We start from the raw sequence: 14727 nt of genomic DNA on the forward strand, positions 1-14727 counted from the left end.
TCAGTTCCGGGCAGGTATGTCTACATTCTGTTCTTCTATTTTCCCTGTGTATAACACTGGCCATAGACGGGTAATAAATAACCGCTACCGAGACGGTAAAATAAAGTAATCTAACAAGTTCGCTGCTATTTTCGCTCTTAGAGCTTCAGCGCAATCAGAACCGAACGTTAACGCGCTGAAAATGAACAAATATTCGCTACGGTGGTGCTAATATACTTTTTAATCTAAGAGAAATAAGTTCTCATTTCCCCACATTCATTAGCAAAACCTTAAGAGGGCATTTCGATAGTCAGAGTTTGAGTGAATACCAGCCAAACATTCGCTTACAGCGCCTCTAAGCCCACATAAGATACTTTCAAGACTTATCCGTTTCGCATTAACCACACTCAGTCAAGGCCAATACGATGCGCTACATCTCATTTTAGAGATAAAGTGATAAAACCACCAATACATGTTCAGGTAGTTATTTACACCGGTTTTAAACCAGACAATGGTTTTTTGAACTTTTATAGAGAAGTAGAGAAAAACAACCTTTTATCCGAAGCCCACATTTATGGAGCTAGAAAAATCTCTATGGCTCCTAAATGTTCCCGTAGTGAATAAGCCCTCTCGGTGGCTACTAAACACACCCCGATTAGCCGTTACTTAACATGCCAGTCAAATAAACTATGAATCTATATTTAGCAGAATTTAGTGCTAAAAAATTTGCCAACTCTTAACATAAATTATTAAACCTTAGATAAACGCGACAAGATAAAGTCGAAAAAATAAATTAAAGTATTGATATGTAAGCACTTTTATCACCGGTGACGTTACGAAGAATCTGGGAGAAGATTGGCAGAAGTTACACGCAGATTTTGCCAAAACTCGCCTACGCGCTTTTCAGCCTCTACAGGAGACTTAGCCAAATAACTTTTTGATGATTGGTTTGCTGATTTTTTCACAACCTCTCGCCAGCGTTAAGCCTACGTAGAACAATTTTTAAGCTAACACTCCCTCATCTGAGGGTTTGCACCCGTATCGGACAGAATCTCGCGCCGACTTCCTCACTTCTACCAGAAGCAATTCAACAGAGCAGAAATGTATAAAAAAAACGCATTTTACCCAAGGTTTATTTGTGTGATGAAAAGAACATGCTACTGCGAGCGATTCGGCATCCGTAACCTTACATTTCAGTCAAATGATGCACTCAGCCTCCGATTCAGGCACTGGTAAACGACTTCTATTCAATAGTGAGTCGCTGACGATTGAAATTACCGAAACCGGTTTCTTTAAGATGGCAAGCTATTGAGGTCATTTTGCGTAGTGCATATTTATCCAATCAAATTATCTGGGCAATCGTGCTGATTATGCAGCAATATTATGGCCGATTCTTCTGATTGGGCTGGATTGCCCTCCCTGTAACCTTTGAATTAACGCTCATTAATGTAACTAATTGAATTAATTAAATATGGCGATTGTTTTATATAGATATCTAAGATTAATCTTAGAAAAAGCGAACGATAACCATACTCTCTTTGTGTAAATAATCGGTTGCAATGAAAACGACTCTCATTGAGACAAACATCCTGTAAACTCAAAATCACATAACTCTGTTTACGAATGACATTGGATTAACTCATCCGCCCATACTCATTTTTTTTCCTGTTAAGTTCGGTATTTTGAAGAATATTCAAAATATATGACTAACAACCCACTCCTATCTATTAAATCAACAAGATGATTTATTTAATAGTTTTAGGCAGAAAAGCGTGCTATGGAAAATAGAATTGAGATCACATCTTATTCTCAAGTTTCTCCGTTTTTATATCGCGAAGATACGAAATCAATTAATCAGAACGGAGATCTCTGCACGGGGAATTATTCTTTTAAGTTCATTAAATCCACTAAAATCCATTAAGACTTTTTTTGCATGGTGTCTAAATATTCGCCATAAATTCATTCAATCGGAATGAGAAATATTTAATAATAATTCGTTAATAAATAATGCTTATTTGAATTAAGTCAGAATAATCACCTCAATATTTCAAAATGTAACTGTGTGAGACCTCATTGGAACAGCGTTATTTGATAAAAACAGTTTTTTATTCTTAATTTTACTTAAAAAAGATATAAAGTTTTTACATTTTGATCTTTTGTGTAAACCTATGCTCCGTTAATATGACACTGCAAATGTGACGTGATTGTTAAAAATGTTACGTCGTGAGAAAATGGAAACTACCCTACGCAGAGTCATATCAACGTAAGTCGGAGAATAGGTAGTCAAAAAAAATTAATAGTATTTTTATTACAAATACTATTAAGTAGACAAGGCTCCTATTATTTCACTGAGATTAAATGCTGAGAAAATGCCCCTAAATTAGGATGTAAATTAGGGTGATTTATTTAAATGGAGAGACCTTTATGAACACTAAATTACGCGCAACTATTTTACTCGCTAGCGCAGCATTTGCTTCTTTCTCTCATGCTGCAAATGCAGCAGACGGCACCATCAATTTCACCGGTACAGTTATTGCTGAAGCTTGTACCGTTAGCACAGCGAGCGCCAGCCAGACGGTTGCTTTAGGTAATGTCAGCGCCAAGGCTTTCCCAGCGGTCGGTGCCACTGCCATGCCGGCAAAATTCGATATCACCCTGACCTCTTGTCCAGATTCAGTGACAAAGGCCTTGGTAAAGTTTGATGGTCCTTTTGCAGAAAATAATACCAATCTGCTCGCGTTGACCACTGAAACTGGCGTAGCTACTGGGTTGGGTATCGCAATTTATGAAGCAGACGGTACAACTCTGATTCCCATGACGGCTCCTTCCGCGCAAAAAGCCGTGACGAAAGGTGTGAATCCCGTCTTTAGCTACATTGCCAAATATATGTCAACCAATGCCACTGTCACGACCGGCCCAGCTAATGCAGTCACTCAGTTTAGTATTTCCTATAACTAATAGCGCTGCTTTAGTTAGGGTTAATTAAATTTAAAAAATACAAACAAAAGGATCACCCATGTTTCAAGGGCGAGGCAAGGATGCTTATTTTTACATGAAAAATATCTTTACCGGCAGAGAATCTGCTGGGCAGTTAGTTATGAGGAATTCTGATATGTCATGGATACGTTCTTTTATTTCTGTATGTTGCCTGCTAACGATTACCTATCAGGCTCAGGCTGGGATTGTTATAGGTAGCACACGCGTCATATACGATGGCAGTAAAAAAGAGGCTTCTTTATCAGTAACCAACCCGGAAAAGGATCGGCCTTACCTGATTCAATCCTGGATCGATAATCTGGATGCATCAAACACGACTAAGATTCCCTTTATCGTCACTCCTCCATTGTTTCGATTGGATGCCGAGCAAGAGAATACGCTGCGTATTGTTCGGGCCGGCGGTAACTTACCGCAAGATCGCGAGTCGGTATTCTGGCTCAGCGTTAAATCTATCCCGGCAACGCATAAAACCGATGAGAATCAGCTACAAATCACGGTTCAATCGCGTATCAAATTATTTTATCGTCCAACCGGGCTGCTGAGAAATCAGGCTGCAAATGCCTATAAATCTCTCCAGTTCAAGCGTAAAGGTAATCAATTGGAAGTGGTTAATCCCACGCCCTATTACGTTTCGTTCTATGAACTTAACGTTGGGAAATCAGAGATAAAAGAAGCGGATATGATCGCTCCGAAAAGCAGCCGCAGCTGGCCGTTACCTTCAGGCGCATCAGGGCAGATAAGCTGGCAGGCGATTACCGATTACGGTGGCATTTCAGCCAAAGAGACCGTTTCTCTCTAATTCGCAAAACCTAATCCTGACTGAAATGACATCTTGCCCATCCATACCGGGTAAGGGGTATCCGTACGCTTTTTTCGGCCCCAAATGGAGGAATTTTGTTATGGAAAAACATTGCAAGCCAGCGGGACTCACCCGGCATATCCTTTGGACTCTAGTCTCTGTCGCGTCTGCTGCACCGATAGTCAACGTTTCGGCAGCAGACTATTTCAATCCTTATGCGCTTGAATTGAAAGAAGGTACACCTCAGAACGTCAGTCTGGGTCAGTTTTCTACCACCGGTTCGCAAATTCCCGGAACCTATCGGGTGGATATTTACCTAAACGACAGCAAAGTCGATGAACGCTCGGTGACCTTTGTGGATCGTAACGGCAAGCTTCTGCCGGAATTAACCACAAAAGAATTGGCTGCGATGGGTGTCAATATTGAGGCTTTTTCATCACTTAAAACGTTACCGCCGACTCAAGCATTCAGCAATTTAGATCAACATATTCCCGAAGCGTTCACTCGTTTCAACTTTAACCGCCAGCGGTTGGATATCAGCATTCCACAAGCGGCGCTTAATAATGAAGCGCGCGATGCCATTGACCCAAAGTTATGGAATCAGGGGATTCCCGCCGCGCTGGTTAACTACAGCTTTACCGGTTCTAACACCTGGGATTCGCGTAGTGAAGGGACTAACAGTAACTATTATCTTAACTTGCGTAGCGGAGCCAATTTAGGTGCCTGGCGGTTACGTAACTACTCCACCTACACCGATAATAATAAGAGTGGGCGTGAGTGGAAGAACATTAATACCTACGTACAACGGGATATTCAGCCGCTGAAAGGCGCACTGACCCTGGGTGACAGTTCGACGCCCGGCGAAGTATTTGATAGCGTTCAATTTCGCGGAGTCCAGTTAGCCTCCGATACCAATATGCTGCCAGATAGCCGCCGCGGTTTTGCCCCGGTAGTCCGCGGTATCGCACAGAGTAACGCTCAGGTCATCATTCGACAAAACGGCTATATCATCTACCAAACCTATGTTCCTCCCGGAAGTTTTGCCATTACCGACCTCTACCCAACCTCATCCAGCGGTGGGTTGGACGTCACTATTCGGGAAGCGGATGGTACTGAGCGTAGCTTTGTGCAGCCTTTCTCCGCCGTGCCTATTATGCAGCGCGAAGGCCAGTTGAAATATGCCGTTACGGCAGGGAAATATCGCACTACCACCCCTTTTGCGGCAACGCCGAACTTTGCCCAGTCAACCCTGATTTACGGGTTGCCCGCAGACACCACTTTGTACGGGGGAGTATTGGCTGCAGAGAAATACACGTCCGGCGTGCTAGGAGTCGGTCATGGGTTCGGCGATATAGGATCGATATCTCTCGATGCCACTCAGGCTAATACTTCTCATAGAGGAGGAAAAAAAACCCAGGGGCAGTCTTATCGGTTCCAGTATTCCAAAGATATTAGTACCACTAATACCAATTTTACTTTGGCGGGTTATCGCTATTCCACTGAAGGTTTTTATACCTTAAGTGAAGCTAATGAATATCGGGAAAATGTCAACGGCTGGCGCCCAAACTACAATAAACGCAGCAAAATACAGCTCAACCTTAATCAGTCTATGGGCGGATACGGTCATCTTTATATCTCTGGGTATCAGCAGGATTATTGGTGGCAATCTGGTTATGAACGCAATATCAGCACCGGTTATAACCTGAATCATAGAGGCATTAACTACAGTCTGTCATATAGCCACACCCAGACACCGGGCGTAGGTAATAGCGACAGTGTGTTAGCTTTCAGCGTGCAGGTTCCTCTCGATCGTTGGTTAGCTAACAGCTGGTCTACCTACAACGTCAACCACAGCAAATCCGGGCGTACCACCCAGCAGCTCGGTTTGAGCGGCACCGCGCTGGCGGACAACAACCTGAATTACAACATTCAGCAGAATTATACTAATCAGGGCAACGGTGCCAGCGGCAACCTTAACGCCAACTATCGCGGCACCTATGGCGAAATCGGCTCTGGTTACAGCTATGACAACGATTCCCGCCGCCTGAACTATAACCTGCGCGGAGGCGTGGTTGCGCATCCATTCGGTGTCACTTTCTCGCAATCCCAAGGTGAGACACTGGCATTGGTTAAAGCGCCGGGAGCCAGCGGAGTGAAGGTGCAAAATAGCAGCGGCGTCTATACCGACTGGCGAGGGTACGCGGTCGTTCCTTATGTCAGTACTTATCGTAAAAACCGAATTGCGCTGGACACCCAAACCTTGGGCGAAAACATTGATATTGATACCAGTGTCAAAACCGTGGTGCCGACCAAAGGTGCCGTTGTACTGGCTGATTTCAAAACCCGCGTGGGAAAACGAGCGTTAATCAAACTGAACTTCGATGGAAAAACCATTCCGTTCGGCGCCAACGCATCGCTAAAACATAATGACGACCTATCAATCAATAGCGGAATTGTCGCCAATAATGCGGAGGTTTATTTGAGCGGTATCCCTGATAAGGGAAGTTTACTGGTGGAATGGGACAGCAACGGCACACCGCAGAAGTGCGTGGCGGACTACATCCTACCAGAAACTTCTGACGATAACGGTTCATCGGTACTGACCCTACAGGCCAGCTGTAAAGCGGTAATGACATAGCTAAGTAAAGGACGGTCAAACGTATGCGGTCGCCATTTTGAGGCAAGGAGCAAGGATGAGGGCTCGGAGATTACCGCGCTATTTAGGCTATATCACCTTATTTTTCATGTTGATGATGTGGGAAATGCGGGAGGGAGCGGCCGGATGTCGTTCTTTCCTCACTCACGCCCCGATTCTGGTTTTTCCCAAACCGGTATACGTGGATAAAAGTGCGCCCATAGGCAGCCTGCTGGCTCAAGGGCAAACCCATATTGCGGCGCGTATTATGGATAATTCGTATGCGGGTTCAGCGGGAGATTTTGTTATCACTATCAATCCGCTAACTCAGTTTACCGGGCTTAAATATCGCGGAATCAGTGTATTTAAAACCAATCTGGAGGGCGTTGGCGTGGCCTATACCGTGACGCCAACAAAAGGTGGCGCCGAAACGCGGCAAATAACCCATAACAGTAAAAACCTGAGGGGCGATGCCATATCCTCAAATCTTGATTATTACCTGGTTAAGTACGGGCCAATTTCGGGGGGAAAGCTATTACGCCATAAAATATTCAACATCGGTTATTCCTGCTTCGCCAGCGGGGGAAACGGCCTTTACGACTGGAATGGGTTGATGTACGGGGCTTCAGTTCGAGTACGAGCCTGTGGCGTTCAGAAGGCAAAGCTACATATTCCTTTGGAACGGGTAAAAATAAGCGCCTTTTCCGGCCTGAATAGCACTGCAAATGAAGTGGCGTTTTCAATCCCACTCAACTGTACCGCCACGGACAAAATCAAAATAGCGATCGGCGGCGCTGGCATTGAAGGTTCGCCTGACCTGCTGGCATTAGATAGCGGCAATGGTACGGCGCAAGGAATAGGCATTCAACTGTTATACCGCGGGCAACCTATCACGTTAGGGGACCTGTTTAGCGGTATTTCATTCTCGGAAACAGGCTGCGCGCAGATTCTACTGTCCGCCCGTTATTACCAGAAAGAAGAGTTTATCAACGCAGGTCGAGCCAGCAGCACGGCCAATATTACGCTGAATTACAGGTAGCAGATGATTGGTCAATCACTACGAGAGAATTACTGATATAAAGTTCATATTTTTCAGATAGATATTGTCATTTCGGGAAATTGAGGACAGGAGCAACACAGCATGATAGATAAAAGATGATAGATAAAAGCGATTTTTTCATCACTCGGAACACTATTTCTCATCCGGCGATCTTCGCTTTTCTCTAAATAAGGGTGATTCAACAGGCTCTAACTTATTAAATTATATAATTTAATAAAATATTCAGCCTAAAAACCGAAGTATTGGCCGTTTTAAACAAGGAATATTTATGGAATTACGTTTTGCTACTACACAGAAAAAATACAGGAACTATAGCGCCGCCCTATGGGCCGGTTTTTTAGGCGGGAATATTGCCAGTTTCGTCAAATGGGGAGCGGAGATCCCTTTTCCCCCAAGGACAGCGGACAGAGCCATTCCGCCGGCGGAGATGCTGCAAGATTTGGGTTTCAAGGTCAACGATATGATCTATCAATATTCAGGCCATATTATTAACTGGGGCGTGGCGGGCGTTCATCAGCTATTTTCCATCTTGTTTGCCCTGTTCTATTGCTTAGTGGCTGAAATATTCCCGACGATCAAACTCTGGCAGGGCGCGGCTTTTGCCATTCTGGTCACTTTAGGTTTCCACGGCGTGCTGTTACCACTTTTCGGCTGGGGCCCACCGCTGTGGCACCTGCCTTTTGAAGAGCTTTTATCCGAAACGTTCGGTCACGTGGTGTGGATGTGGACTATCGAAATATTCAGAAGAGATATTCGTAACCGTATTACTCATCAGCCCGATCCAGAGTTTCAGCCGCAGCGAAAAATAAGCCGCCATTATTGATATTTAAATCCGGAATATACGCGACTGGATAAGCTGGCTAAAATCCGGCTAAAAAAACTAATTGATTGAAATTTATAATATTTATTGGCCACAATGGAGAGATAGCGGGGAAGGTTAAGTGGAAAAGAAAACGCTAACCACTATTCCCCCGTTATCTTAATGAGGGAAACTCTCTCATGGAGCAGGAGAAATTTATGCTGAATAGATTGAAAATGTTGTCCATAAGACAAAAAGGGATTTATCTCATTCTTCTGCTGACGTTGGTTTTCACACCCAAAAGTTATGCCGAAGCTGAATGCTGGGCGGTGTGGGATATCTACCCCAGTACCAGCCAGGGACCCGTTACCGTTCCAATGAATGCCCCGATAGGCTCATTACTTGCCTCTGGCGTTTATAGCTATGCGGTAAAAGTAGTAAAAAACAACTCGTTCGGCGCACCGGGGAACTTCGTTCTTCAACCACGAACATCCACTAAATGGACGGGCATCTATTACGATTCAATGCCAGTGTATAAAACTTCAAAGGAAGGCGTCGGCATCGCGTACAGAACCGACGGTAGAGACGGATTGCTAGATGTTTACGCACCACAGTACACCTATGAAGGCTATTTGATGCGCACCAATCTGGAATATTTCCTGGTGAAATATGCCGATATAACCTCTGGCACGTTGCCGGCATATAACCCGGTCAGTGTGAGTTACACCTGTCTGGGTATCACAAATGGCAAGGGTTTAGGTCAAATATCCTTCCCAGCGGTAGATATTCAGGTCAACGGCTGTAACACCACCACGCCGTCCATTCAGGTTCCTATGGGTACCGTCAATAGTCATTCTTTCTCCGGCCCCGGCAGCTATGGCCGCTCCGTCCCATTTACCATCGGGCTGGACTGCCAAGTTGACACCAAAGTTTCACTCACTCTGGGGACTTCCGGCAGTAGCGACAATGTATTGCCGTTAAACGGCAATACAGGAGAACAGGTGGCTAGCGGTCTGGGAATTCAGATCCTGTATGATGGCAATCCCCTTCCGCTGGGCGCGCCCACGAATTTACTCGATAGCACCACGGTTGGAGCTAATGAAATCCCGATGACTGCTCGTTATTACCAAACCGGGGTCAAAATCACGCCGGGGGCGGCCAATAGCGTAGCGAGTTTTACCCTGACATATCGCTAGGTTCAGTCTTACATACTGTCCTAAATTCCTGGCAGCAGAAAAAACCGGCTTGGTGTCAACGCGCCAATACTGTATATTAACCCAGTTGTTTTTGAATGGGTTATCCTGACATTTTTAGGGGAAGATATGCGTATTGAATTGATTTATGACAAAAGAAACGTCGGCGGTCTGACCAACGCCACTGATTTGATCAAAGAAGAGTTGACCAAACGTGTGCATCGGATTCATCCAGAGGCTGACGTCCACGTTAAGGCCATGCAGGCCAACGGTCTCAACGTATCGGGCGTGACCAAGTTGGAAAAATCTGCTCTGAACAGATTGATCGAAGAGATGTTTGAAGAAGCGGACGAATGGCTGACTATGGAAAGCTAATCTCCGTCGATCTGCATCTATCCGGAGATAGACATGTATCGAACGGTCGAAATTCTTCTATATAAATTACAGCCCGATAGCGGCAATATATTCCATCGGGTTATGCAGGATATTAGTATTCCACTGCATCAGAAAGCCGGTATGGACGTAGTGGCTTATGGCAAAGGCGTAGAACTGGAAGACAGTTATTATCTGATTCGCTCATACGCCAATCTCGCAGAGCTTGAGCGCAAACAGGCACAGTTCTACCGCAGCGAGGCGTGGCAAACCGGGCCACGCAACGTCATTGTAAGCCGTATTATTAGCAGTCATAGAACAGTAGTCTATCTTGAGCCTAAGGCTATTCGAGCGCTACGAGGGCTGAATACCGGTACCTAGCCGTGTACGCTATCAGCCAGTTTTATTACTTTACGTTTAATTACTCTGTGTTTAATTGCGTTACATTTATTACTGCGAATGTATTGCTGCGAATGTTATCGCCGTTAACTCGCGAAAAATAATTAGCCCAACTTATTTAAGGAAGAATATGAAACTAGCAGGAAATATTTTATTACACGCCGGTCTGCTAATAACGTTATTTTCCTATGCTGCCACTGGCGCTGTACCGCAAAACTTTCTGTATACCGGTTCAGACGATTTAACGACTATTTCCTCTCTGATTCAGCGGCCTGATATTGGCGGAGTACAAATTGTCTATAATTGGAAGGCGCTAGAAACCGACAAAGATCAGTATGATTTTTCACAGATCGAGCGTGACCTTGCCTACCTTAATAGTTTAAATAAGAAACTTTTTATTCAAATTCAGGATCGTTTCTTTGAGCCTCAAGCTAAAAACGTTCCTGCCTATCTAATGAAAGATCCGCGCTATAACGGCGGTATCGTACCGCAATATGATAATCCCGGCGAAAATAAGCCTGCGGGTTCAGGTTGGGTAACCCAGCAGTGGAATCCGGCGGTACAACAACGCTATCAAAAACTACTGGCGGCATTAGCTACAAAATTCGACGGCCGGGTATTTGGCGTCAATCTGCCAGAAACCGCCATTGACCCCGATATTAAAAGGGATAAATCCGGCTTTAGCTGCGATAAATACTTTGCCGCAGAGATGGAGAATATGGCCTTTGCCCGTAAAGTCTTCTCTAAATCTCATGTGGTGCAATACGTCAATTTTTGGCCTTGTGAATGGAATAATGATCATCAATACATGTCACGCCTGTTTGAATTCGCTGCGAAAAACAAGGTGGGGCTGGGCGGGCCAGATATCGTACCAAATAAAAAAGCGCAGATGAAAAATGCCTATCCGTTCTTTAATCAATACAAAGGCAAGCTTAGTCTGGTTGGAATGGCCGTCCAGGAACCCACCCTCACCTACACCAATGCTAAAACCGGCAAACCCTTTACCAAAGCTGAGTTTACCGATTATGCAGAGAACTATTTAGGTGCGAATGTAATTTTCTGGAGTACTGCTTCACCCTGGTTATCTGAAGGAACCACAGCGCGCTAAGCCATTGGCTATGACCTCAATGAGTTAGGCTATTAACGGGATACGGCCGCCAATTTTAATCGGTTTAAAGTGGTCTTTATCACAATCAGCGGCAGCCAGCGCCAACGCTAACTGTTCCGGCGGTTCATCTAAGGATTCGTCGGCTAACTCAAAAACGCCCCAGTGAATTGGAATGGTAACAGGTTCGTTTAATTGCTGGTAAAGCTGAACCGACTGCTGCGGATCCATATGCTGCGCCAGCATAAACCATCTCGGCGCATAGGCTCCAATCGGTAAAGCCGCATAGTTAAAAGGACCAAGCCGTTCACCAATTTCAACCAACTGCGGGCAATAGCCGGTATCACCAGAAAAGTAAAAATTAATCCCCTGCTGTTTCACTACCCAGCCAGACCATAACGAATGGTTGCGATCCCAAGGCGTGCGCATACTCCAGTGGCGAGCCGGAACACAATGAAACTCGGTATCGGCGATTTGATAACTTTCCCACCAATCCAATTCATGAATAATTTTGGCACCGTGATTCAGCAACCAAGGTTTTAAACCTAGAGGAACCATAAAACTGACCTGCGGAGAATGTCTTAATAACTGGGCGACAGTTCTGGCATCCAGATGATCGTAATGATTATGCGAAATTACAATCACATCAATATTCGGTAATCCTTCAACCTTGGTCGGGACTGGCGTTTTACGATGTGGGCCATAGAAATGCAGTGGGGAGGCTCTCGATGACAGCACTGGATCAAACAGCACTGTCCGCCCACCGATACGCAATAAGACACAGGCATGACCTAACCACCACGCAGCATCATCTTCACCACTAAACTCGGCCTGTTGCCACCATTGGGCAATAAACGCCGGATACCCCTGTGACGGCGGCTTAGGCAATGATTGACGTTTCCGTTCTTCGCGCCAACGCTTGAGATCCCGCGAATGATGGGCCACCGGCTCCAGATTCTGAAACCCGAATTCGGTGTGATGCGGCTTGCTGGCATCGTAATACGGATTTTTTCTGGCCATGTCTTTCCTCAAATGTGGCTTACAGCCTCATAGGCAGCGTCAGCTAACGTTATTTCTACCCGCTCCAACCATCGGTTGGCTAATTGGAACCTGACTAAAAATCACGATCCAATTTCTCAAAATTACCGCGTTCATCACCGTATTGCGGCGAAAAAATAGCCATCACTCATTAGCCTGTACTTTTCTAACGCCGCGTTGGGCACATCGATATGATGTCACCCATGTTTTTCATGCCTATAGCCTAGGTTGATTTATATCAACTTTTATCAGGTTACTCGTCTCTTTCAAACTCAAAACACTGTTTCGTGATCCTTGACTCATTTTTGACCAAAGTAAACTCATATAAAAGAAACAATAAAACACTATAAATAAAATATTGTTTTATTTTTTTCGACGATAAGAATGAACAGACAAATTTCAGCGCGGCATACCTTGGCTTACGGCAGTGCCAACCTCTTAGGCAGCGGCGCATTGGCTATAAGCGGCGCTTGGTTGATGTATTTCTATAGCATATTCTGTGGGTTAACGGTGGTCGAAGCAGCGACGATTTTCTCCATCGCCAGCATTCTGGATGCCATTAGTAACCCAGTTATGGGCTACATCACGGATAATTTCTATAACACTCGTCTGGGTCGTCTATTTGGCCGCCGTCGCTTTTTTATCCTGCTCGGTATCCCGCTAGTATTGGTTTATCCCTTATTGTGGATGAGCGGTTTTGGTTTCTGGTATTACCTGCTGACCTACGCGCTGTTCGAGCTTATCTATACCTCAATTATGGTGCCTTATGAAACGCTGGCTACCGAAATGACGACAGATTTTGCCAAACGATCCAAACTCACTGGTTCTAAAGCAATTTTTGGCAAAGTGGCCAACTTTCTGTCGGCTTTTATCCCCGGCCAGTTTATTGCTATCTACGGGAAAGATTCGCCAACGCCGTTTCTTTATACCGGTATCGCCTACGGTTTGATTATGTGTAGTGCAATGATCCCGCTGTATTCTTCTTCCTGGGAACGACCGGCCAGTGAAGTTCTTAGAGAAACCACCAATAGCTTGGGACAAGCGCTGAAAAAACTCTGCGTTGATATGGCGTCCACTGTCCATCTGCGCATTTTCCGCAAGCATTTAGGAATGTATCTGTTTGGCTTCGGTGCAGAATGGTTATTCGCTTCAGCATTTACCTACTTTATTATTTTTGGTCTGGGGCAAGATGCCACACTGGTTTCTCAACTCAACAGTTTCAGTTCGATTATGCAACTGATATCAACCGCCATATTTATCGGTGTTTGCGTCAAAATCGGCTTTGCCCGCCCTTTCCGTATCGCATTACGGGTTGTGATTGTTAGCGTAATCGCCTACGCCGCGCTGTATTTTACCGGTTGGTCCGAAACCACCACGGTGGTTGTATTGTTCGCCATTACCGCCGTATTCGCCCTGAGTACCGGTGACATTTACTACATTCCGTGGACGGTTTATACCTTTTTAGCCGACGTAGATGCAGTGCTGACCGGACGCCGCCGCGAGGAGATTTACGCCGGTGCCATGACTTTTGCCGGCAAGATGGTGCGTTCGGTGATTGTGTTTTCCATGGGCTGGAGGCTCAGCAGTTTCGGCTTTGTTTCCGGCCAATCAGAACAACCAGAAATCGCGGTTCAGGCCATTGTTGGGGTATTTGCTGTTGGAGTGATTGCGCTAGCGTTGGTCGCCATTTTTTATACCACGCAAATGAAATTAGACAGGAAAAAACCACGCTATCTTGTTAGAAGAGATTGCCCGCATCAAAGCCGGTGGCGCTATAGCCGATATTCCTCCCCACGCTCGCGCGGTGGCTGAAGAGCTTACCGGTTGGCAATATGAGCAATGCTGGGGGAATAATCCGTTGGGTGTTAAAGAAACGGCCGCAATATTAATTAAACCGATAGCGGAAAGCCAATGACACAAGGATAACCGTCGCTGATTAAGGGCGGTGACTTTCATCCTAAAGAATGAGGGGCTTACGAACCCGTTAGCCATACCGGCCTCTTGTCGAAATCAGGTGCGGCCATTGATGCCACCACAGGCGGGAACCATGGTCATTAAGCAATACGGTATATTCTTCCGGCCTAACCGGCTGTAGTACAAAGTTTCCTCCTTGATAACGCCCTTCCCTTCGTTGAAGTAAATTCTGCGGGTAAACACCAGCGCGCTCATGGTGCGAATAAAATCCGATACCGTTTTCAGAACTGAATACAGGCCTTGAAAATTTTATTTATTTAATATCAACATGTTGTGTTGATTTGCAGTAAAAAAAGCTCGGGTGACATGGCCATTGCCGACTTTCTATATATTCAACCACGATAAATATATTGCGCTACTGCACCTTTCTTCATTTT

At 45.2% G+C, this 14727-nt stretch carries 10 protein-coding genes and 1 pseudogene; 10 read left to right on the top strand and 1 reads right to left on the bottom strand.

Features of this window, described 5'->3' with window-relative positions; translation table 11 throughout:
- The first annotated feature begins 2403 nt into the window (after positions 1–2403).
- The 9 genes from DBA33_RS09230 to DBA33_RS09270 all read left to right on the top strand — a co-directional run bounded on the left by DBA33_RS09230 (position 2404) and on the right by DBA33_RS09270 (position 11341).
- The gene (locus DBA33_RS09230) at positions 2404–2937 is read left to right on the top strand and encodes a fimbrial protein (RefSeq protein ID WP_064517373.1); all 534 of its coding nucleotides are present in this window, start codon (positions 2404–2406) and stop codon (positions 2935–2937) included.
- Positions 2938–3091: 154 nt separating this feature from the next.
- Positions 3092–3775: a molecular chaperone gene (locus tag DBA33_RS09235; protein ID WP_064518520.1), complete on the top strand. Its 684-nt coding sequence runs from the start codon at positions 3092–3094 to the stop codon at positions 3773–3775.
- Positions 3776–3875: 100 nt separating this feature from the next.
- Positions 3876–6413, top strand: a complete 2538-nt coding sequence (locus DBA33_RS09240; RefSeq protein WP_120806298.1) for a fimbria/pilus outer membrane usher protein — start codon at positions 3876–3878, stop codon at positions 6411–6413.
- Between the two features lie 55 nt (positions 6414–6468).
- Complete coding sequence (locus tag DBA33_RS09245; protein ID WP_120806300.1) at positions 6469–7449, top strand: fimbrial protein; 981 nt, start codon at positions 6469–6471, stop codon at positions 7447–7449.
- 289 nt (positions 7450–7738) lie between these two features.
- Positions 7739–8293 (top strand): DUF1440 domain-containing protein, encoded by a 555-nt coding sequence (locus DBA33_RS09250; protein ID WP_064517359.1) that lies wholly within the window; start codon positions 7739–7741, stop codon positions 8291–8293.
- A gap of 194 nt (positions 8294–8487) precedes the next feature.
- Positions 8488–9465 (top strand): fimbrial protein, encoded by a 978-nt coding sequence (locus DBA33_RS09255; protein ID WP_158513770.1) that lies wholly within the window; start codon positions 8488–8490, stop codon positions 9463–9465.
- Positions 9466–9591: 126 nt separating this feature from the next.
- Positions 9592–9837 (top strand): DinI-like family protein, encoded by a 246-nt coding sequence (locus DBA33_RS09260; RefSeq protein WP_049597078.1) that lies wholly within the window; start codon positions 9592–9594, stop codon positions 9835–9837.
- A gap of 33 nt (positions 9838–9870) precedes the next feature.
- On the top strand, positions 9871–10215 hold the full coding sequence (locus DBA33_RS09265) for an NIPSNAP family protein (RefSeq protein WP_064517353.1): 345 nt from the start codon (positions 9871–9873) through the stop codon (positions 10213–10215).
- A 148-nt stretch (positions 10216–10363) separates the two neighbouring features.
- Positions 10364–11341 carry a hypothetical protein gene (locus DBA33_RS09270; RefSeq protein ID WP_064517350.1) on the top strand — a complete coding sequence of 326 codons (978 nt, stop codon included), beginning with the start codon at positions 10364–10366 and terminating at the stop codon, positions 11339–11341.
- 24 nt (positions 11342–11365) lie between these two features.
- Here the strand turns inward: DBA33_RS09270 and DBA33_RS09275 are convergent, their stop codons facing one another.
- Positions 11366–12358: an MBL fold metallo-hydrolase gene (locus tag DBA33_RS09275; protein WP_064517347.1), complete on the bottom strand. Its 993-nt coding sequence runs from the start codon at positions 12356–12358 to the stop codon at positions 11366–11368.
- 402 nt (positions 12359–12760) lie between these two features.
- On the opposite strand from DBA33_RS09275, the pseudogene DBA33_RS09280 reads away from it, so the two are divergent.
- Positions 12761–14291: pseudogene (locus tag DBA33_RS09280) on the top strand (MFS transporter).
- The last annotated feature ends 436 nt before the right edge of the window (positions 14292–14727 follow it).

The organism is Yersinia sp. IP36721, assembly GCF_003634395.1.
GTDB classification, from domain to species: domain Bacteria; phylum Pseudomonadota; class Gammaproteobacteria; order Enterobacterales; family Enterobacteriaceae; genus Yersinia; species Yersinia entomophaga.

Coding starts and splice junctions, on each gene's coding strand:
- DBA33_RS09275 (WP_064517347.1), bottom strand. CDS start 12,358: ATGGCCAGAAAAAATCCGTATTACGATGCCAGCAAGCCGCATCACACC.
- DBA33_RS09260 (WP_049597078.1), top strand. CDS start 9,592: ATGCGTATTGAATTGATTTATGACAAAAGAAACGTCGGCGGTCTGACC.
- DBA33_RS09230 (WP_064517373.1), top strand. CDS start 2,404: ATGAACACTAAATTACGCGCAACTATTTTACTCGCTAGCGCAGCATTT.
- DBA33_RS09265 (WP_064517353.1), top strand. CDS start 9,871: ATGTATCGAACGGTCGAAATTCTTCTATATAAATTACAGCCCGATAGC.
- DBA33_RS09240 (WP_120806298.1), top strand. CDS start 3,876: ATGGAAAAACATTGCAAGCCAGCGGGACTCACCCGGCATATCCTTTGG.
- DBA33_RS09255 (WP_158513770.1), top strand. CDS start 8,488: ATGCTGAATAGATTGAAAATGTTGTCCATAAGACAAAAAGGGATTTAT.
- DBA33_RS09270 (WP_064517350.1), top strand. CDS start 10,364: ATGAAACTAGCAGGAAATATTTTATTACACGCCGGTCTGCTAATAACG.
- DBA33_RS09245 (WP_120806300.1), top strand. CDS start 6,469: ATGAGGGCTCGGAGATTACCGCGCTATTTAGGCTATATCACCTTATTT.
- DBA33_RS09235 (WP_064518520.1), top strand. CDS start 3,092: ATGTCATGGATACGTTCTTTTATTTCTGTATGTTGCCTGCTAACGATT.
- DBA33_RS09250 (WP_064517359.1), top strand. CDS start 7,739: ATGGAATTACGTTTTGCTACTACACAGAAAAAATACAGGAACTATAGC.